Source organism: Falsiroseomonas sp. E2-1-a20 (genome assembly GCF_051433195.1).
Taxonomy (GTDB): Bacteria; Pseudomonadota; Alphaproteobacteria; order Acetobacterales; family Acetobacteraceae; genus Falsiroseomonas.
In genome coordinates this window covers 340,110-357,289 of the sequence record NZ_JBHMFT010000002.1, presented here as the reverse complement: position 1 = coordinate 357,289, position 17,180 = coordinate 340,110, and the positions used below count along the sequence as shown (strand labels likewise).

The following is a 17,180-nucleotide window of genomic DNA, read 5'->3' as shown; positions in this document are numbered from 1 at the left end:
GCGCCTCCGGCGCGGCGTTGATGCGCGATACCGGCCGCGTCATGATGCGGCCGGGAAACGCCCGGGAGAACGGCACATGCCGCAACGTCGCACGCTGATGGCCGCCGCTATTGCGGGGCTGGCCGCCCCCCGCCTTGCCTTCGGGCAAGGCTGGCCCACCCGCCCGGTGCGGCTGGTGGTGCCGGATGCGCCAGGCGGCGGCAACGACAGCACCGCGCGGGTCTTCGCGCATCACCTGGAAGCGGCCCTCGGCCAGCCGGTGCCGGTCGAGAACCGCGCCGGCGCCGGTGGGCGCATCGGCGTGGAGCACGCCTTCCGCTCCCCGGGCGACGGCACCACGCTGCTGCTCGGCAATGCCGGGTCGAACGGCATCAACGCGGCGCTGTACCGCGACCTGCCCTACGACCTCGAGACCAGCTTCGTGCCGATCTCCCTGCTGGTGACCGGGCCGAACGCGCTGGTTGTAAACAGCCGCGTGTTTCCGGTGAACACGGTGGCGGAGCTGCTGGCGATGATCCGCGCCAAGCCGCCCGGGCACTACAACTACGCGACGGCCGGCGCCGGGTCCTCGGCGCATTTTTCCTGCGAGCTGTTCAAGTCCATGACCGGCACGGACATGGTGCATGTGCCGTATCGCGGCGCGGCCGGCATGGTGCAGGCGGTGATCGCGGGCGACGCGCCCTTCCTGATCGCCAACATGGTCAACGTGATGCCCTTCGCACGGCGCGGCGAGGTGAAGATGCTGGCCGTCACCAGCCTGGAGCGCTGGCCGGACGCGCCGGACATCCCGACCCTGCACGAAAGCGGCCTGCCGGGCTTCGAGACCATCGCCTGGAACGGCTTGTTCGGCCCGCCTGGCCTGCCGCAGGAGGTCGTCACGCGCCTGGTGCCGGAATTGCGCCGCATCGGCCGCCTGCCGGAGGTGATCGACCGCATCAACCTGCTCGGCGGCCGCATCGTCACCAGCGACCCGGATGTGCTGATCGCCCGTGTGCGCGCTGACATCGCCAAGTGGAAGGCGCTGGCCGAGAGCGCCAACATCCGCCTGTCATGAAGATTTCCGCCATTGCCTATCGCGGCCTGAACGTCACGCCGAAGACCAATTGGGGCTTCGTGGAGGTGCGGACGGAGGATGGTCGCACCGGGCTCGGCGAATGCACGCTGGGGAACCAGGAGCCGCTGATAGCGGCGGAGGTGGACAGGCTGGCGGCGAACCTGGTCGGCCAGGATGCGCGTGACCGCAACCGCATCGCCCGCTTCCTGCCGCACGCACCGGGCGGGCTGGTGGCGGCCACCGCTTTGTCGGCGCTGGACCAGGCGCTGTGCGACCTCGCGGCGCAGTGGAACGGGGAGCCGATCTTTCGCCTGCTGGGCGGCGCGTTCCGCGACAGCGTGCGGCTCTATGCCAACATCAACCGCGGCGCCAACCCGCGCACGCCGGAGGGCTTCGCCGCCGCAGCACGGCGCGCGCTGGCCGATGGTTTCACGGGCATCAAGCTGGCGCCGTTCGAGCCGCTGATGTGGGAGGATGGCGCGACGCCGGAGAACCGCGCCGCCTATGCGGAGGGGCTTTCCCGAGTTGCCGCCGTGCGTGAGGCCATCGGCCCGGAGATCGACCTGATGGTGGACGCGCATTGGCGCTTCTCCCCCGGCTCCGCAGCGGCGCTGATCCGCGATGTATCCCAGGAAAACCTGTTCTGGCTGGAATGCCCGGTGGCGGAGGCGAACCACCGGGAGATCGCCCGGCTGCGCGGCCTGTGCAACGCGCGCGGCATGCGGCTGGCCGGGGCCGAGAGCCTGTCCGGCCTTGCCGCCTATCGGCCGCTGGTCGAGGCCGGCTGCTACGACGTGCTGATGCCCGATGCCAAGCATGCCGGCGGGTTGCAGGAAATCCTGCGCATCGCAGCCCTGGCGCAGACCGCGGGGATTGAGATCGCGCCGCACAACCCGACGGGCCCGGTGTGCCACGCGCATTCCGTCCACCTGTGTGCCGCCATCCCGAATTTCCTGGTGCTGGAAGTCCAGTACGGGGAGACGGAGGCGTTCTTCGACATCGTGCAGGGCGAAAGCCTGCGCTTCGAGCGCGGCACGGCGCGGCTGCCGCAGTCACCGGGCCTCGGGATCAGCCTGGCGCCGGGCGACACGCCGGCCTGGAAACGCATGGACCGCCCTTGGCTGGACCCGCGGCTGGGCTGATAAGCACCGGATGATTTCCGGCTGGATCGGCGTTACCGTCACCGCGGCACTGTTCCAGTGCTGGCGCACCGCCATGCAGCAGCGGCTACGTGGGCAGCTTTCGGTGAATGGCGCGGGCGTGGTGCGCTACCTGTACGGCGTGCCCGTGGGCCTGCTGCTGCTGGGGCTGTATGTCGCGGCGTTCGGCGGCAGCCTGCCGCCGCTGGGTCTCGCCGTGCTGGCGCTGTGTGCGCTGGGTGGGTTCCTGCAGATCCTCGGCACCAACCTGCTGATCATGGCCTTCGGCTACCGCAACTTCGCGGTCGGCACCGCATACGCCAAGACCGAGGCGATGCAGGCGGCCTTCGTCGCCACGCTGCTGCTGAACGAACATCTCTCGCTGCTGTCCTGGGTCGGCATCGCGGTCGGGGTCGGCGGCGTGCTGTACCTGTCGCTGGCCGGGCGCGGCACCTCGCCGGCCGAATTGCTGCGCGGCGTGACGCAGCCGGCGGCGCTGTGCGGCATCGGCGCGGGGCTGTGCTTCGGCATCACCGGCGTGCTGATCAAGGCGGCGAACCAGGCGATGCCGGGGCCTGACGTGGTGTTCAAGGCGCTGCTGATCCTGGTCATCACCAACAGCCTGCAGACGCTGATGCAGGGCGCCTACCTGGCCTGGAAGGAGCCCTCGCAGTTCCGCGCCGTCTTCACCACATGGCGCGACAGCGCGAAGGTGGGGGCGCTGTCGGCCATGGGCTCGGCCTGCTGGTTCACTGCCTTCGCGCTGGCGCCGGTGGCGCTGGTGCGCGCGGTGGGGCAGGTGGAGATCCTGTTCACCCTGGGCTTCAGCCGCTTCTACCTGCGCGAGAAGGCGACCCCGTCCGACATCATCGGCGCGCTGGTCGTGGTGGCGGGCGTGGTGCTGGTGCTGGCCGGAAGCTGAGGGGTGGGCGATGAATTTTTCACAATGGCTGAGCGCGCGCGGGCGCATCACGCGGACCATCTGGTGGCGCTGGTACGGCTTCGTCTTCCTGGGCTTCGGCCTGCTGAACGGCCTGGTGCAGCGCGGGCACGGCATGCCGTCGCTGCTGGAGGCGCTGCTCGGGCTGGTGTCGCTGCTGCTGGTCCCGGCGGCGATCTGCGGCGGCGCGAAGCGCTGGCACGACCGGGATTGCAGCGGCTGGTGGCAGTTGGTGGTGCTGATCCCGCTGGTCGGCTGGCTGTGGAACCTGATCGCGGTGGGGGCGATGCCCGGCAACACCGGCCCAAACCGCTTCGGGCCGGACCCGCGCGAGACCGGCGGCATCGCGCCGCCCTGGGGGCCGCCCTCTGTCCCGCTACGGCGCGGCACGGAAGCCGCGCCAAGGCGCGATGGCGGCAGCGTGCCGCCGACCGGCTGAGGTCAGCGCCCGCCCGCCTGGGTTCAGCGCCCGCCGGCGCCGGGGCGGGTGCTGCCGTCGCGCTGCGGCACCTCGATCGGCTCGATCACCACCGGCGCCGTGCCATCCTCCCGCATCCCGAGGCGATCCGCCGTGCGCGGGCTGACATCCAGGATGCGGCCGCGGGCATAGGGGCCGCGATCCTCGATCTCGACGGTGGCGGTGCGGCCGGTTTCCGTGTTGGTCACGCGCGCGGTGGTGCCGAGCGGCAGGGTGCGGCTGGCGGCGGAATCCGACTGCGCATCGAAGGGCTCGCCATTCGCCATCGGCCGGCCGTGCAGGCGGGGGTGGTAGAAGGAGGCCTCGCCCCGCTGCACCCGGCCGCTGGTGTCATCGCCCGGCCTTGCCCGTTCCTCCCGCGCATTGCGGTCCTGCGCCAGGACCTGGCCGCTGAGCGCCAGGGAGGCCAGCGCCACCACCATCATCCGATACCGGGCCATCTCGCCCTCCCGCCCGTTGTTTCGCGGCATGAGACGCGCGGCGGGCCCGAGGGTTCCCTCCCGTCAGGGCCAGTAGAGCCGGTCCGGGTTCGCCACCACCACCTGGCGAAGCAGGGCCTCGTCGCCCTGGACCATCTCGCCCAGCAGGTCCACCAGGTCGCCATCGTTCGGCATGTCGCCGGCGATGTTGGGGTGCGGCCAGTCCGTGCCCCACAGGCAGCGATCCGGCGCCGCCGCCAGCAGCGCCTGGGCAAAGGGCACGGCGTCCCGGAACGGCGCACCCGCCGAGGAGACGCGCTCCGGCCCCGAGATCTTCACCCAGGCCAGCGGGTTGCGCATCAGCTCCTGCAACTGCCGGAAGGCCGGCTGGCCGGTGCCGTCCTTGGCCTTCACGCGGGCCATGTGGTCGATGATGAAGGGGATGCGGATGGCGGAGATGGTGTCCGCCAATGGCACGATGTCCTGCGCATCCAGGTGCAGCACCACGTGCCAGCCCAGCGCCTCCGCCTGCGCCAGCACGCGGCGGAAATGCGCCATGTCCGGCATGCCGCCCAGGTGCTTCACGAAGTTGAAGCGCACGCCGCGGATGCCGCCCGCATGCAGCCGCGCCAGTCCGGCATCGGTGACGCCCTGTTCCACCACGGCGACGCCGCGCATGCGGCCCTCGCTGCGGGCGATACCGTCCAGCGTCACCGTCATGTCGCTGCCGTGGCAGGAGGCATGCACGATGACGGCGCGCGAAATGCCGAGGATGCCGTGCAGCTTCACCAGCCCCTCATAGGGGCTGTCGGGCGGCGTGTAGGCGCGGTCCTCGGCATAGGGGAACACGTCGCCGGGGCCGAAGACGTGGCAATGCGCGTCGCAGGCGCCTTCCGGCAGCACCAGGCGCGGCTTGCGGGTGTCGGGGTCGGGTCCCTTGCAGGTCGGGATCATTGGCGCGGGATTCCTGCCTTCTCGATCACTTCGGTCCAGCGCGCCGTATCGGCGGCCAGCAACCGGCCCATCTCGGCCGCCGTGCCGCCGCGCGGCTCGACGCCGACCTGGGTCAGCGTGGCGCGCAGTTCCGGCGTGCGGAGCGCCTCGTTCACCGCGGCATTATAGGCCGCGATGGCCTCCGGCGGCGTGCCGGCGCGGGCGACCAGCGCGTTCCAGGAGGCGACGTCGTAATCGGCGACCCCGGCCTCCGCCAGCGTCGGCACGTCGGGCAGGTTCTGCGCCCGCGTGGCGGAGGTCACGGCCAGGACGCGCAGCGCGCCGGACTGGATCTGGCCCCAGATCGGGCCGGTGATCTCGAAGGCCGCATCCACGTCGCCGCGGATCAGCGCCGTGGTCAGCGCCGGGGTCGCCGGGAAGGCGATGGTCTCGAACCGCGTGGCGGAGCGGATCTTGAACAGCTCCGCCGAGAGGTTCTGCGTGCTGCCGGCGGTGATGCTGCCGATGTTGAGCTTGCCCGGGTTCTCCCGCAGTCGCGCCAGCAGCCCGGCGATGTCGCGATCCGGCGAATTGGGCGCCACCACCACCGCGATCGGGAAGGCGCCCATCGTCACCACGGGGGCGAAATCCGTCAGCGGATCGAAGGGCAGCTGCCGGAACAGCGCCTTGCTGATCGCGGTGCCGTTGGAGGCGACGAGCAGCGTGTGCCCATCCGCCGGCGCCGCCATCAATTGCTGCCCGGCGACGATGCCGCCGGCGCCGGGGCGGTTGTCGATCACCGCCGGCTGGCCGAGCCGTTCGGAGATGCGCTGCGCCACCGCGCGGGCCGTGAGGTCCGCGACGCCGCCCGGCCCGAAGGGCACGACGATGCGGATCGGGCGGGACGGCTGCCAGCCGGATTGCGCGCGGGCCGTGGACAGGAACGGCAGGGCGAGGCCGGCGCCGAGGACGGCGCGGCGTGTTGTCGGGTTCATGGCTGCAAGCTCCCGCTCAATCGTTCGTCACGTTGGCGCGCCGGATCACCTCGCCCCAGCGGGTGCGCTCCGAGATGATCATCTCGCGAAACTGCTCCGGCGTGCCGGGCGCGGCGTCGGCGCCCTCGGCCTCGAGCCGCGGCTTCAGCTTGTCGCCACGCAGCGCGGTGGCGCTGGCGGCGTTGACGCGGTCGATGATGGCGCGCGGCGTGCCGGCAGGCGCCACCAGCCCGTACCATTGCACCGCGTCGAAGCCCTTCACGCCCTGTTCGTCCAGCGTCGGAATGGTGGGCTCGCTGGACAGCCGGGTCAGCGAGGACACACCGATGGCGCGCAGCAGCCCGGCCCGCACCGGCGGCAGGATCGGCGGGCCGCCCGTCATCGTCATGTCGAGCTGGCCGCCGACCAGGTCGTTCATCATCGGGCCGGTACCGCGATAGGGCACGTGCAGCAGCTCGATCCCCGTCGCCAGGCAGAAGGCCACCACGGCGGTATGCGCGGCGGAGCCGTTGCCGCCGGAGCCGTAGGTGATGGCGCCGGGGTTCGCCTTGGCGCGGGCGATCAGCTCCTGCGCCGTGGTGATCGGCAGCTTGCGCGGGTTCACCACCAGGATGTTGGCGACGTTCGCCACCAGCACGATCGGCTCGAAGCTGGTCACCGTGTCGAAGCTGAGGTTGCGGTAGAGCGAGGGGTTCACCGCCAGCGTGCCGATATGGCCCATCATCAGCGTGTAGCCATCCGGCGCGGCGCGCGCGACCAACTCGCTGCCCAACGTGCCGCCGGCGCCCGGGCGGTTCTCCACCACAAAGGGCTGGCCCAGGGCTTCCTGCAATTCGGCACCGAGCGCGCGGGCCAGGATGTCCGTGCTGCCGCCGGGGGTGAAGGGCACCACCAGGCGCACCGGGCGCGTGGGCCATGTCCCTTGGGCGCGCAGCAGGCCAGGCGTTGCCAGCAGGGCCGCGCCGGCACCGAGCAGGGCGCGGCGGGGGGTGCGGAAATCATTCATGTCGTTTCTCCCAAGGCGCCGGTTCGCGCCAGTTCTTCGATCTCGTCCGGGTCGAGCCCGGCCTCCGCCAGCACGTCGCGGCCATTGGCGCCGAGGCGCTGCGCCGCCGGCAGGGCAGGCGCCATGCCGCCCGAGAGGCGGTTCGGCGCGGCGATGGCGAAGGTGGGGCCCTCGGTCGGGTGCTCCTCCTCCCGCACCAGGCCTGTGGCAAGCAGGTGCGGGTCGGTCAGCAGGCTCTCGATGGTGTTGTAGGGCATCGCCGGCACGTCGTGCTGGCCGAAGATCTCCAGCCACTCCGCGGTGGGGCGACCGACCAGCGCGGTGGCGCGGATCGCGAAGTAGTCCTTCGTGTGCTGGGTGCGCGCGGCAACGCGGGAAAAACGCGGATCCTCGACCAGCTCCGGTCGGCCGATGGCGCGGAAGAAGCCATGCGCCTGCGCGTCGGTGTTGGCGGAGACGGCGATGAAGCCATCGGCGGTCTTCAGCGGCCGCGCCTCCGGGCTCAGCACGCGCTGGTCGCCTGGCGGGCCGAGAGCGGGGCGGAAGGACATCGGGCCCAGATGTTCCTGCAGCACGAAGGCCGCCATGTTCTCGAACATCGGGATTTCGAGGCTTTCGCCGCGCCCGGTCTTCTCCCGCCGATAGAGCGCGAAGCCGATCTGCTGGGCGGCGATCAGGCCGCAGACATGGTCCGCGATCAGCATCGGCACGTAGCGCGGCTCGCCGGTCGAGGCCTCGAAGCAGCCGGCGACGCCGGAGACGCCCTGGATCACCGTGTCGTAGGCCGGCTTGCCGGCATAGGGGCCGGTGGTGCCGAAGCCGACGATCGAACAATGGATCAGCCGCGGCAGTGTCTCGGCCATGGTCGCGGCATCGACGCCGAGGCGCTTCTGCGCGTCGGGACGGATATTGGTCACCAGGATGTCGCAGCGCGCGGCGATGCGCGCCAGCACGGCCTTGGCGCGCGGGTGCTTCAGGTCCAGGCAGAGGGAGCGCTTGCCGCGGTTGAAGTTCAGGAACTTCCCCGCCATGCCCGGCGAGCGGCCCTTGCCGCCGAGCTTGCGCAGCAGGTCGCCCTCCGGGCTTTCCAGCTTGATGACCTCCGCCCCCTGTTCCGCCAGCACGCCGGTGCAGACCGGGCCGACGACGACGGAGGACAGGTCGAGGACGCGCAGCCCATCCAAGGGTCCCGGCATCAGCCGATCCTCGCCTGGATGCGCAAGGCCATCCGGCCCGCCTCGTCCTCGGCCCACAGCCATTGCCTTCCTTCCTCGTCCGGCGCGGTGCCCGCGAGGAAGGCCGGGCGGCCCACGGTCAGCGGGCGCAGCGTGCGGGTGTCCGTGGCGCGGATTGTCGCGTCCGGGTCGGCGTGGCGCAGCGCGGCCTCCAGCAGCATCATGGTGGTGAGCCCGCCATTCACCACCAGGCCGGGATAGCCTTCCTCATCCCGCGCATAGTCGGCGTCGTAGTGGATACGGTGGCCGTTGAAGGTCAGGGCGGAGTAGCGGAACAGCAGCACCGTGTCGGGCTGGAACGGCTCCCGCCACGCCGCTTCCGGCAGCGGATCGGCAGGTGGCGCCGCGTCGGGCGATCCGGAGGCGGCTTCCCGGTAGGCGATGTCCTGTTCCTCCACCGCCACCATCCCGGCCGGGCCCGTCACGGTGTGGCGGACCGTCACGAAGACCAGGCGGCCGCTGCGGCCCTGCTTCGGCGTGATCGCCGCGATTTCCGAACGCCGCACCACCGCATCGCCGATGCGCAGCGCGGCGCTATAGGTGGTACGGCGGCCGGCCAGCATGCGGCGCGGCAGGTCCACCGGCGGCAGGAAATCGCCCTTCGCCGGATGCCCGTCCGGGCCGAGCTGCGATTGCGGCTGGGCGTCGTCGAACAGGATGGCGAGCCAGTGCGGCGGCACCGACGCGCCGATGGCGAGCGGCGGCGGCGCACGGTCCAGCATCGCGGCCAGGCGGCGGGCGGCCGGCGCCGTCATCTGGTCCTCGACCTCGCGCCAGCGGCCTACCCAGTCGGCGAGGTTGTCGTTCACGCTTCGGGTCCGCCGCGCGGTCTCAAGCAAGTTCTTCCAGCGCCTGCGGGAACAGCCGCTGATACGCCTCGCCATGCACCATCGGCTTGCCGGAATTGCGGCCGCCCTGCATGCCGCGGTTCAGCGCCACGCGCTCGTAATACGCCCACAGGTGCTTCTGCGCCGGCAGGCACTGGAACGCCTTGAACTTCGTCTCCCACACCTCGGAGATGTTCAGCAGCACGTCCGGCTTGAAGCCGCATTGCTCGGGCTGGTGCGGCTCGAACAGGAACATCGCCGGCGCGCTGTAGGTGTAGTCCGCCTGCGGCTTGTGGCCCATCGCCTGGGCGATGACGCGCGCCTTCTGGGCGAAATGCGCGGCCTCGGGATGGTCGAAATTGTAGGGGTCGTGCAGCGCGTGGCTGAGCACGAAGCTGGGGTTCAGGTCGCGGAAGATGTCGATGGCGCGGTCCAGCATCGCCTCCGTCGTCACCAGCGGGTAGTCGCCGGCATCCAAGAACTCGATCTCGGCGCCGAGCACCGCGGCCGCCGCCTCGGCCTCCGCGCGGCGGCCTTCCTTCACGCCTTCCAGGGTCGCGCCCTTCTCCTTCCAGGCGAACTGGCTCTCGCCGCGCTCGCCATAGGACAGGCAGAGGATCTTCATGCGATAGCCGCGCTTCGCATGCAGGGCGATGGCGCCACCCGCACGCCAGACGAAGTCGCCGGGATGGGCGGTGACGACGAGACCCGTCTTGGACATGCGATTCCCCCTGGATAGCCGGTACCAAGCAGCTATGCCGGTGGCGCGCCTCCGTCACAAATGGAAAGAACGGCGAGACTATGCCGTTTTCTGCATCTTCCTGCCCTGGGGCCGGAAGCGCCGTCGCAGCAGGCCGAGCAGCGCCTCCGCCGCCGGGCTCAGCGGCACCCCGCGCCGGGACACCACGCCGAGCCGCCGCAGCACCCCCGGGTCGCGCAGCGCCACCGCCACCACCCCGGCCGAGCCCGCCGCCTCCACCGCCAGCCGTGGCACCACCGCCAGCGCCAGGCCGGATTCGACCATGCTGATGGCCGTCGCCAGGTGCTGCACCTCATACCGCCAGTCCATCGCATCGCGCCGCGCGCCCAATGCCTCGTCCAGCAGGGCCCGGTTGCCGGTGTGCGGCGCCACGCGGACCAGCGGGTGGCCCTCCAGATCGGCCCAGGACAGATGCGGGCGCGTGGCGAAGGCGTGCGCGGCGGGGCAGGCGACGACGAACACCTCCGTCAGCAGCGGGACGATATCCAGGTCCCAGCGGTTGGCGGAGACGATGGTGATGCCGAACTCGGCCTCCCCGCGCGCCACGCGCTCCGCGATCTCGCTGGCCGAATTGTCGAAGACCTTCACGGTGACGCCCGGATGGGTGCCGGCGAATTCCACCAGCAGGCGCGGGATGTGGTGCACGGCGATGGTCGGCAGGCAGCCGATGGCCACCGTCTGGCCGCCCTGGCTGGCCCCCGCGCGCAGCTCCGCCAGCACGGCGACCAGCGCCTCCACCGGCCCGCGCGCCCGGCCGGCGAGTTCCAGCCCGGCCGGGGTCAGCGTCACCTGCCGGGTGGTGCGCGCCAGCAGCTTCGCGCCCAGCGCGTCCTCGAACTTGCGGATGCGGTGCGACAGGCCGGTCTGCGACAGGTTGAGGTGCGCCGCCGCCTTGCGGAACGACCCGCGCTCCGCGATCGACAGGAAGGCTTCCAGGCCGAGGAAATCCACCGCCATGCCTGCACCTCCCGCCCCTGCGTTGCGTGAACGCTACGGGCGGGCTGGCGTCAAGCTTTGGCGGTGCGGCGGCGCAACGGCTCCAGCCGCCGCAGCGGTTCCTGGCCCACCTTCAGGCAATCTGCCGCGGTGTTGGCGGGTGGCTGCTGCCGGCGCCACAGGGCGGCGAGGCTTTCGCGCGTCGGCGCCCCGCGGCGCGCCCAGATGATGCGGCGTTCGAGGTCGGTCTGCATGGCGGTCTCCTCCGGCCCGCGCAACGCCGCAGGTCGGGGCGGGTTCCCGCTCAGTTCAGCCGCAGGTCGTGGATGTGGCGCGGGTCGGCCGTGATCTCGCCGCGCTCCACGCGCTGCACCAGGCTGGTCAGCGCAGCATTGGCCGGCGTCGGCAGGCCGAGCGGCTGTGCCTGGTCCACGATGAAGCCGTTGAGGAAGCCGATCTCCGTCCGCCGCCCCTTCACCATGTCCTGCCCCATGGAGGGCCGGTGCGCGCCGCCGCCGGGCTTCCTCGCTTCCGCCAGCCGATGCGCGTCGTACTGCGCACGGGCCGCGGCATCGCCCTCCCCGGCGCGGGCGATCACCTCCGGGTCCAGATGGTGGATCTCCTCCAGCGCATAGCCGAGCGCCTGGCCGAGGCGGATCGCCTCGCTGCCCAGCCGGGCGCCGAAATCGCGCAGCCGGTCGTCCAGCAGCGTGTCGCGGCTGATCAGGCCGGTGCAGGCGCAGAGCCCGTTGCCCATGACATTGGCGACCAGCTTGGACCAGCGCTCACCCCACAGATTGCTGGTGACGGTGGTGCTGTCGGACAGCGCGGTCAGCCGCCCGACCTCCCGCGCCCGGTCGGTGATGCGGCCATGCACCTCCCCCACCCGGTACACGGTGTGCGCGGCGCCACCCTTGCCGGAGGCGCGGCGGACATGGCCGGGCTCGCACAGATCCACGGTGATGGAGGAGGCGATGGCACCCAGGGTGCGGCCCCAGCCGACGATGCCGGCGATGGTCTCCTCGTTCATGCAGTTCTGCAGGCTGACGACGAAACCCTCCGGCGCCAGATACTGCCGGATCATCATGGTGGCCCAGGCCGTGTCGTAGGACTTCACGCAGACGAAGGCGATGTCGAAGGGCTTCTCCCGCGCCACCGATTGCAGTTCGGTCAGGTGCAGCGCGCGGACCGGCACGGTGAATTCCGGCACGTCCTTGAGGTGGCTGATGCGCAGGCCGCGGGCCCGCATCGCCTCGACATTCTCGGGCCACATGTCGACGAAGGTCACATCCTCCCCGGCCTGCGCCATGTGTGCGCCGGCGTAGCCGCCGACGGCGCCGGCGCCGATGATGGCGATGCGATGGCCCATGGTTCGTCCCCTCGATGTTGGCCCGAGGCTAACGCGGCGGGGCCGGGCGCACCAGACGCGCCGCCCTGCCCTTCACGCGACCTTGGCCGCTGCTATGGTCGCGGCCATGCAGCAAGACCGTCCCGTCCGGATCGCCGTCGATATCGGCGGCACCTTCACCGACCTCCAGATCCTCGATGCGCGGCACGGCCAAATCCGGGCCTGGAAGACGCCGACCACGCCGCAGGACCCGTCGGAGGGCCTGCTGCTCGGGGTGCGGGAGGCCGCCACGCGCTTCGGCTTCGCGCTGGCGGATGTGGGCCTGCTGCTGCACGGCACCACCATCGCCACCAATGCGGTGCTGGAGCGCCGGCTGGCGCGCGGTGTGCTGCTGACCACGGCGGGGTTCGAGGATGTGCTGGAGATCACCCGCCACGTCCGCCGCGACATCTACGGCCTGGCGCCGGACCCCTTCCCCTGCCTGATCCCGCGCGACCGGCGCCTGGGCGTGGCGGAGCGCCTGCGCGCGGATGGCAGCGTGGAGACGCCACTGGCGCTGGGCGACCTGCCGGCGCGGCTGGCGGCGCTGCAACCCGAGGCGGTGGCGGTGTGCCTGCTGCACGCCTACGCCAACCCGATGCACGAACGCGCGTTGCGCGATGCCATCCTGGCCGCGCATCCCGGCCTGCCGGTCTCGATCTCCTCCGACATCTCGCCGGAAATCCGCGAATATGAGCGCAGCAGCACCACGGTGCTGAACGCGCTGCTGGTGCCGGTGGTGCGGGACTACCTGCGGCGGCTCGCGGCGCGGCTGGGGCAGGATGGCTTCGCGCCGCGCATCTTCCTGGTGCAGTCGAATGGCGGCGTGTTCAGCCTGGAGACGGCGGCCGAACAGCCGGCGCGGCTGCTGCTCAGCGGCCCCTCCGGCGGCGCGCTGGCGGCGTCCCGCATCGCGCAGGAACTGGCGCGACCGAACCTGGTCGCGGTCGACATGGGCGGCACCAGCTACGATGTCTCCGTCGTGCAGCAGGGCCGCGTCTCGCTGGTGACGCAGGGCGAGGTCGATGGCCTGCCGGTGCGGCTGCCGATGGTGGAGATGCGTACGATCGGCGCCGGCGGCGGCTCCATCGCCACGGTGGAAGCCGGCGGCCGCCTTACCGTCGGGCCGCGCAGCGCCGGGGCGCGGCCGGGTCCGGTGGCCTATGGCCGCGGCGGCACGGAGCCCACGGTGACGGATGCGAACCTGGCACTCGGCAGGCTGGATGCGGATTTCTTTCTCGGCGGCACGATGACGCTGGACATGCCGGCGGCGCATGCGGCACTCGCGCGGCTCGGCGCGACGCTTGGCCTCGGGGAGGAAGCGACGGCGGAGGGGATCATGGCGCTGACCAACGCCTCGCTCGCCGCCGCGGTGCGGCTGTCGCTGTTCGAGAAGGGCCTGCACCCGCGCGACTTCGCGCTGCTCAGCTTCGGCGGCGCCGGCGGGCTGCACGCGACGGAGGTGGCGGAGGAGATGGGCATGACGGAGGTGATCTTCCCGCGCGACCCCGGCACGCTGTCCGCCTACGGCATCCTGTTCTCCGACCTGGTGCAGGACCTTGCACGGTCGCGCCTGTTCACGCTGGGTGCGGATGCACTGCCCGGCCTCGGCGCGCTGATCGAGGAATTGCGGGCGGAGGCCGATGCGCGGCTGGCGCGGGATGGCGTGGCGGCGGCGGATCGCGCCCTGCATGTCGCGGCCGACATGCGCTACCACGGGCAAGCCTTCGAATTGCTGGTGCCCTGGGGCGACGTCACGCAACCCGATGCCGAAAGCCTGGCCGGGCTCGCGGCACGCTTCCACGCGACGCATCGCCAGCGCTTCTCCTATGCCTCGGAAGCCGAGGCGGTGGAAATCGTCACGTTGCGCGTCACCGCGACCGGTCGCCTGCCGCGCCCGAGGCCGGCGGTGCCGCAGCCGGTGGACCGGCCATCGGTGAAGGGCACGCGGCGCATCTTCGCACATGGCGGCTGGCACCAGGCGGTGGTGTGGGACCGTGAGGCGTTGCGGCCGGACGATATCCTCGAAGGCCCCGCCATCATCGAGGAAGCCTTCGCCACGCATTATCTCGCGCGCGGCTGGACCGCGCGGCCCGGCGCGGCCGGCGCCATCATCGCGACGAAGGATGCGGCGGCATGACCCTGCTCAACCCGATCGACATCGAGGTCATCCGCAACGCGCTGACCGCCGCCGCGGCGGAGATGGATGTGACGGTCTGGCGCACCAGCCGCAGCACCATCGTGCGGGAGCTGCTGGACTATTCCACCGCCGTGTTCGACGCGGAAGGCTGGAACCTGGCGCAATCCGCCCGCATCCCGAGCCACCTGAACAGCATGAGCGCCGCGCTGCGCACCCTGCTCAGCGACTTCGTGCGGGCGGAGGATTGGGGGCCGGACGACGTCGTCATCACCAACGACCCGTATTGCGGCGGCCAGCATTTGCCCGACATCATCGCCTTCCGCCCGGTGTTCCATGAGGGCACGCGCATCGCCTATGTCGGCACGCTGTGCCACCACATCGATGTCGGCGGGCTGGTCGCCGGCAGCTATCCTTCAAAGGCGACCGAGATCTTCCAGGAAGGCCTGCGAATCCCGCCCGTCAAGCTGATCGACAAGGGCGTGCGCAACGAGGCGGTGTGGGCGATCATCCGGCAGAACATCCGCAAGCCGGATTTGCTGCTGGGCGATCTGCAAAGCCAGGTCGCCTCGCTGGAAGTCGGCCGCCTGGCGCTGGCCCGGCTGGCCGCGCGCTTCGGCGCGGCGGCGATGCTGGAGGCCGGGCGCCGTATCCTCGACATGAGCGAGGCGGCGATGCGCGCGGCGCTGCACGACATGCCGGATGGCATTTATGAATTCACCGACCAGCTCGATGATGACGGCATCGACATCGGCACGCCGATCATCCTGCATGTGAAGCTGGAGATCGCCGGAGACGCGGCCATCGTGGACCTGTCCGGCTGTTCGCCGCAGGTGCAGGGGCCGACCAATGCGACGCTGGCCAGCAGCAACTCTGCCGTGATGTTCGCGCTGATGAGCGCGGCGCTGGGCGGCCAGCGCGGCGGCAGCTTCGCGATGAATGCCGGCTGCTACCGCCCCATCACGGTGATCGCGCCGGAGGGGCTGGTGGTGAATGCGCGCGCGCCAGCGCCGGTCGCGCATCGTATCGCGGTGACGCACCGCCTGCTGAACGCGATGTTCGGCGCGCTGCACCAGGCGGTGCCGGACCGCATTCCCGCCGCCTATTACGGCTGTTCCTACGTCACCACTTTCCAGACAATTGGCCTTGATGCGAAGCGCGACGTGCTGGTGGAGATCGAGATCGGCGGGTCCGGCGCCACGCCGGGCAAGGATGGCGTCAACGCCTATTCCAGCGGCATGCACAACAACAGCAACATCCCGGTCGAGATGATCGAGGCGCAGATGCCGCTGACCATCCTGCGCTATGCGCTGCTGCCGGGTACGGGTGGCGGCGGCATGCAGCGCGGCGGGCTCGGCCTGGTGCGGGAATGGCGGATCGATTCGGAGCGCTGCTTCTTCACCGCCAACATGGACCGCTTCTTCAGCCAGCCCTACGGCCTGGCCGGCGGCGCGCCTGCCAGCGTCGGCCGGCTGGAGTTTTTCAGGGGCGGCATCACCACGCCGATCCCGCCGAAATCCGACAACGTTCCGCTGGTGGCGGGCGATATCGTGCGGCTGGAGACCTCCGGCGGCGGCGGCTTCGGGCCGGCTGCGCAGCGGCCAGCGGCGAGGCGGGAGGATGACCGCCGCCTGGGCTACGCGCCGTGAGCTTCGACCCGCGCGCGCACCGCCTGGCGCCACAACGCTGGTTCGAGGATTTCGCGCTCGGCGAGGTCTTCAACCTGCCCAGCCGCACCATGACGGAGGCGATCTTCCTCGCCTTCCAGGCGGCGTCGGGCGACAACCACCCGATCCACTACGACGTCGAATTCTGCCGCGCCCGCGGCATGCCGCAGATGCTGGCGCATGGCTACCAGGTGGCGATCCAGACTGCCGCCGGCGCCGGGCTGTTTCCCTTCATGGTGGAGGACAGCCTGAAGGCGTTCCTCGACCAGTCCAGCCGGTTCCTGGCACCGGTCTTCGCCGGCGACACGCTGTACCCGTCGCTGCGCGTCGCCACGCTGGAGCCGCAGCGCAGCACCGGCATCCTCGGCATGGACAGCACCGTCCACAACCAGGACGGCGTGCTGGTGATGGAGGGCAAGCAGCGCTACCTGCTGCGCAAGCGAGCCTAGCCGCAGCGGACGGACATGCCGCCATCCACCACCAGCTCCGTGCCGGTGATGAAGCGCGCTTCCTCCGAGGCCAGGAACAGCACGGCATTCGCGGTGTCGCGCCCATCGCCCGCAAAGCCCAGCGGGATGCGCGCCAGGCGCTGGCGCAGCAGCGCGTCCACGTCACCGCCGGCGCGCTGGCCGGCGAGCCGCACCTCCACCATCGGCGTGTGCATCTGCCCCGGCACCACGGTGTTCACGCGGATTCCCTTCGGCGCGTACTGCACGGCGACGACGCGGGAGAACTGGATGACACCCGCCTTCGACGCCGCATAGGCGACCTGCGCCGCGCCGGTCCAGCGGATGCCGCTGGTCGAGGCCAGGTTCACGATGGCGCCGCCACCGGCCGCTTCCATCACCGGGATCACATGCTTGCAGGTCAGGAAAACGCTTTTCAGGTTGCGGTCGATCTGCGCGTCCCAGACCTCCTCCGCCATCTCCACCGGCCCGCCGGCGGCGGATCCGCCGACATTGTTCACCAGCACGTCGATGCGGCCGATGCGCGCCACCATCGCCGCAATGGCGGCGCCATCGGTGACGTCGCACTCCACAGCCTCGAAGCTGCCGCCGAATTCCGCGATGCGCTCCGCCGTCTCCGCCATCGCCGCCATCTCGCGGTCCGCGCCCACCACCCGCGCACCCTCCCGCGCGAAACCCACCGCGATGGCGCGGCCATTGCCCCAGCCGGGGCCGACCGACCCGGCGCCGGTGACGAGGACGCATTTGCCGGCGAAGCGCGTGGACATGAGGCTGGCTCCTGGATGACGCCGCACCGCTAC

The 17,180-nt window shown here is 71.1% G+C and carries 18 protein-coding genes; 7 read left to right on the top strand and 11 right to left on the bottom strand.

The window, feature by feature from the left end:
- Positions 1-76 precede the first annotated feature (76 nt).
- The 4 genes from ACFHPP_RS04215 to ACFHPP_RS04200 are packed head-to-tail and all read left to right on the top strand — an operon-like array spanning position 77 to position 3,572.
- Entirely contained in the window at positions 77-1,054 is a 978-nt protein-coding gene (locus ACFHPP_RS04215; protein WP_437162007.1) for a Bug family tripartite tricarboxylate transporter substrate binding protein, read from the top strand.
- Complete coding sequence (locus ACFHPP_RS04210) at positions 1,051-2,196, top strand: mandelate racemase/muconate lactonizing enzyme family protein (protein WP_437162006.1); 1,146 nt, start codon at positions 1,051-1,053, stop codon at positions 2,194-2,196. The genes ACFHPP_RS04215 and ACFHPP_RS04210 overlap by 4 nt, the downstream gene beginning before the upstream one ends.
- 10 nt (positions 2,197-2,206) lie before the next feature.
- Positions 2,207-3,115 (top strand): EamA family transporter, encoded by a 909-nt coding sequence (locus ACFHPP_RS04205; protein WP_437162005.1) that lies wholly within the window; start codon positions 2,207-2,209, stop codon positions 3,113-3,115.
- A gap of 10 nt (positions 3,116-3,125) precedes the next feature.
- A complete protein-coding gene (locus tag ACFHPP_RS04200) occupies positions 3,126-3,572 on the top strand; it encodes a DUF805 domain-containing protein (protein WP_437162004.1) in 447 nt (148 codons plus the stop codon).
- 23 nt (positions 3,573-3,595) lie between these two features.
- Here ACFHPP_RS04200 and ACFHPP_RS04195 read toward each other — a convergent pair whose 3' ends face one another.
- The 10 genes from ACFHPP_RS04195 to ACFHPP_RS04150 form a co-directional block, all read right to left on the bottom strand.
- Positions 3,596-4,051 carry a septal ring lytic transglycosylase RlpA family protein gene (locus ACFHPP_RS04195; protein WP_437162003.1) on the bottom strand — a complete coding sequence of 152 codons (456 nt, stop codon included), beginning with the start codon at positions 4,049-4,051 and terminating at the stop codon, positions 3,596-3,598.
- A 63-nt stretch (positions 4,052-4,114) separates the two neighbouring features.
- On the bottom strand, positions 4,115-4,984 hold the full coding sequence (locus ACFHPP_RS04190; RefSeq protein WP_437162002.1) for an amidohydrolase family protein: 870 nt from the start codon (positions 4,982-4,984) through the stop codon (positions 4,115-4,117).
- On the bottom strand, positions 4,981-5,958 hold the full coding sequence (locus ACFHPP_RS04185; RefSeq protein ID WP_437162001.1) for a Bug family tripartite tricarboxylate transporter substrate binding protein: 978 nt from the start codon (positions 5,956-5,958) through the stop codon (positions 4,981-4,983). Before ACFHPP_RS04185 ends, ACFHPP_RS04190 begins: the two co-directional genes overlap by 4 nt.
- Positions 5,959-5,974: 16 nt before the next feature.
- Entirely contained in the window at positions 5,975-6,964 is a 990-nt protein-coding gene (locus ACFHPP_RS04180; protein ID WP_437162000.1) for a Bug family tripartite tricarboxylate transporter substrate binding protein, read from the bottom strand.
- Positions 6,961-8,160, bottom strand: a complete 1,200-nt coding sequence (locus ACFHPP_RS04175) for a CaiB/BaiF CoA transferase family protein (protein WP_437161999.1) — start codon at positions 8,158-8,160, stop codon at positions 6,961-6,963. The genes ACFHPP_RS04180 and ACFHPP_RS04175 overlap by 4 nt, the downstream gene beginning before the upstream one ends.
- Positions 8,160-9,008, bottom strand: coding sequence for an FAS1-like dehydratase domain-containing protein (locus tag ACFHPP_RS04170; protein ID WP_437161998.1), 849 nt, complete (start codon positions 9,006-9,008; stop codon positions 8,160-8,162). The genes ACFHPP_RS04175 and ACFHPP_RS04170 overlap by 1 nt, the downstream gene beginning before the upstream one ends.
- Positions 9,009-9,030: 22 nt before the next feature.
- Complete coding sequence (locus ACFHPP_RS04165) at positions 9,031-9,747, bottom strand: PIG-L deacetylase family protein (RefSeq protein WP_437161997.1); 717 nt, start codon at positions 9,745-9,747, stop codon at positions 9,031-9,033.
- A 78-nt stretch (positions 9,748-9,825) separates the two neighbouring features.
- Complete coding sequence (locus tag ACFHPP_RS04160; RefSeq protein WP_437161996.1) at positions 9,826-10,743, bottom strand: LysR family transcriptional regulator; 918 nt, start codon at positions 10,741-10,743, stop codon at positions 9,826-9,828.
- Positions 10,744-10,793: 50 nt separating this feature from the next.
- Positions 10,794-10,976 carry a hypothetical protein gene (locus ACFHPP_RS04155; protein WP_437161995.1) on the bottom strand — a complete coding sequence of 61 codons (183 nt, stop codon included), beginning with the start codon at positions 10,974-10,976 and terminating at the stop codon, positions 10,794-10,796.
- Between the two features lie 50 nt (positions 10,977-11,026).
- Positions 11,027-12,091 (bottom strand): ketopantoate reductase family protein, encoded by a 1,065-nt coding sequence (locus tag ACFHPP_RS04150; RefSeq protein ID WP_437161994.1) that lies wholly within the window; start codon positions 12,089-12,091, stop codon positions 11,027-11,029.
- A 106-nt stretch (positions 12,092-12,197) separates the two neighbouring features.
- Here ACFHPP_RS04150 and ACFHPP_RS04145 point away from each other — a divergent pair, with 106 nt between their 5' ends.
- Genes ACFHPP_RS04145 through ACFHPP_RS04135 form a run of 3 tightly spaced genes read left to right on the top strand, consistent with a single transcriptional unit; the run spans position 12,198 to position 16,362 of the window.
- Positions 12,198-14,249: a hydantoinase/oxoprolinase family protein gene (locus ACFHPP_RS04145; protein ID WP_437161993.1), complete on the top strand. Its 2,052-nt coding sequence runs from the start codon at positions 12,198-12,200 to the stop codon at positions 14,247-14,249.
- On the top strand, positions 14,246-15,895 hold the full coding sequence (locus tag ACFHPP_RS04140) for a hydantoinase B/oxoprolinase family protein (RefSeq protein WP_437161992.1): 1,650 nt from the start codon (positions 14,246-14,248) through the stop codon (positions 15,893-15,895). Before ACFHPP_RS04145 ends, ACFHPP_RS04140 begins: the two co-directional genes overlap by 4 nt.
- Entirely contained in the window at positions 15,892-16,362 is a 471-nt protein-coding gene (locus ACFHPP_RS04135) for a MaoC family dehydratase (protein WP_437161991.1), read from the top strand. Before ACFHPP_RS04140 ends, ACFHPP_RS04135 begins: the two co-directional genes overlap by 4 nt.
- Here the strand turns inward: ACFHPP_RS04135 and ACFHPP_RS04130 are convergent.
- Positions 16,359-17,147, bottom strand: coding sequence for an SDR family NAD(P)-dependent oxidoreductase (locus tag ACFHPP_RS04130; protein WP_437161990.1), 789 nt, complete (start codon positions 17,145-17,147; stop codon positions 16,359-16,361). The genes ACFHPP_RS04135 and ACFHPP_RS04130 overlap by 4 nt on opposite strands.
- Positions 17,148-17,180: the final 33 nt, after the last annotated feature.

What these genes read in the sequence shown, in the direction of transcription:
- ACFHPP_RS04215 (WP_437162007.1), top strand. Translation starts at nt 77, where the DNA reads ATGCCGCAACGTCGCACGCTGATGGCCGCCGCTATTGCGGGGCTGGCC.
- ACFHPP_RS04210 (WP_437162006.1), top strand. Translation starts at nt 1,051, where the DNA reads ATGAAGATTTCCGCCATTGCCTATCGCGGCCTGAACGTCACGCCGAAG.
- ACFHPP_RS04205 (WP_437162005.1), top strand. Translation starts at nt 2,207, where the DNA reads ATGATTTCCGGCTGGATCGGCGTTACCGTCACCGCGGCACTGTTCCAG.
- ACFHPP_RS04200 (WP_437162004.1), top strand. Translation starts at nt 3,126, where the DNA reads ATGAATTTTTCACAATGGCTGAGCGCGCGCGGGCGCATCACGCGGACC.
- ACFHPP_RS04195 (WP_437162003.1), bottom strand. Translation starts at nt 4,051, where the DNA reads ATGGCCCGGTATCGGATGATGGTGGTGGCGCTGGCCTCCCTGGCGCTC.
- ACFHPP_RS04190 (WP_437162002.1), bottom strand. Translation starts at nt 4,984, where the DNA reads ATGATCCCGACCTGCAAGGGACCCGACCCCGACACCCGCAAGCCGCGC.
- ACFHPP_RS04185 (WP_437162001.1), bottom strand. Translation starts at nt 5,958, where the DNA reads ATGAACCCGACAACACGCCGCGCCGTCCTCGGCGCCGGCCTCGCCCTG.
- ACFHPP_RS04180 (WP_437162000.1), bottom strand. Translation starts at nt 6,964, where the DNA reads ATGAATGATTTCCGCACCCCCCGCCGCGCCCTGCTCGGTGCCGGCGCG.
- ACFHPP_RS04175 (WP_437161999.1), bottom strand. Translation starts at nt 8,160, where the DNA reads ATGCCGGGACCCTTGGATGGGCTGCGCGTCCTCGACCTGTCCTCCGTC.
- ACFHPP_RS04165 (WP_437161997.1), bottom strand. Translation starts at nt 9,747, where the DNA reads ATGTCCAAGACGGGTCTCGTCGTCACCGCCCATCCCGGCGACTTCGTC.
- ACFHPP_RS04160 (WP_437161996.1), bottom strand. Translation starts at nt 10,743, where the DNA reads ATGGCGGTGGATTTCCTCGGCCTGGAAGCCTTCCTGTCGATCGCGGAG.
- ACFHPP_RS04155 (WP_437161995.1), bottom strand. Translation starts at nt 10,976, where the DNA reads ATGCAGACCGACCTCGAACGCCGCATCATCTGGGCGCGCCGCGGGGCG.
- ACFHPP_RS04150 (WP_437161994.1), bottom strand. Translation starts at nt 12,091, where the DNA reads ATGGGCCATCGCATCGCCATCATCGGCGCCGGCGCCGTCGGCGGCTAC.
- ACFHPP_RS04145 (WP_437161993.1), top strand. Translation starts at nt 12,198, where the DNA reads ATGCAGCAAGACCGTCCCGTCCGGATCGCCGTCGATATCGGCGGCACC.
- ACFHPP_RS04140 (WP_437161992.1), top strand. Translation starts at nt 14,246, where the DNA reads ATGACCCTGCTCAACCCGATCGACATCGAGGTCATCCGCAACGCGCTG.
- ACFHPP_RS04130 (WP_437161990.1), bottom strand. Translation starts at nt 17,147, where the DNA reads ATGTCCACGCGCTTCGCCGGCAAATGCGTCCTCGTCACCGGCGCCGGG.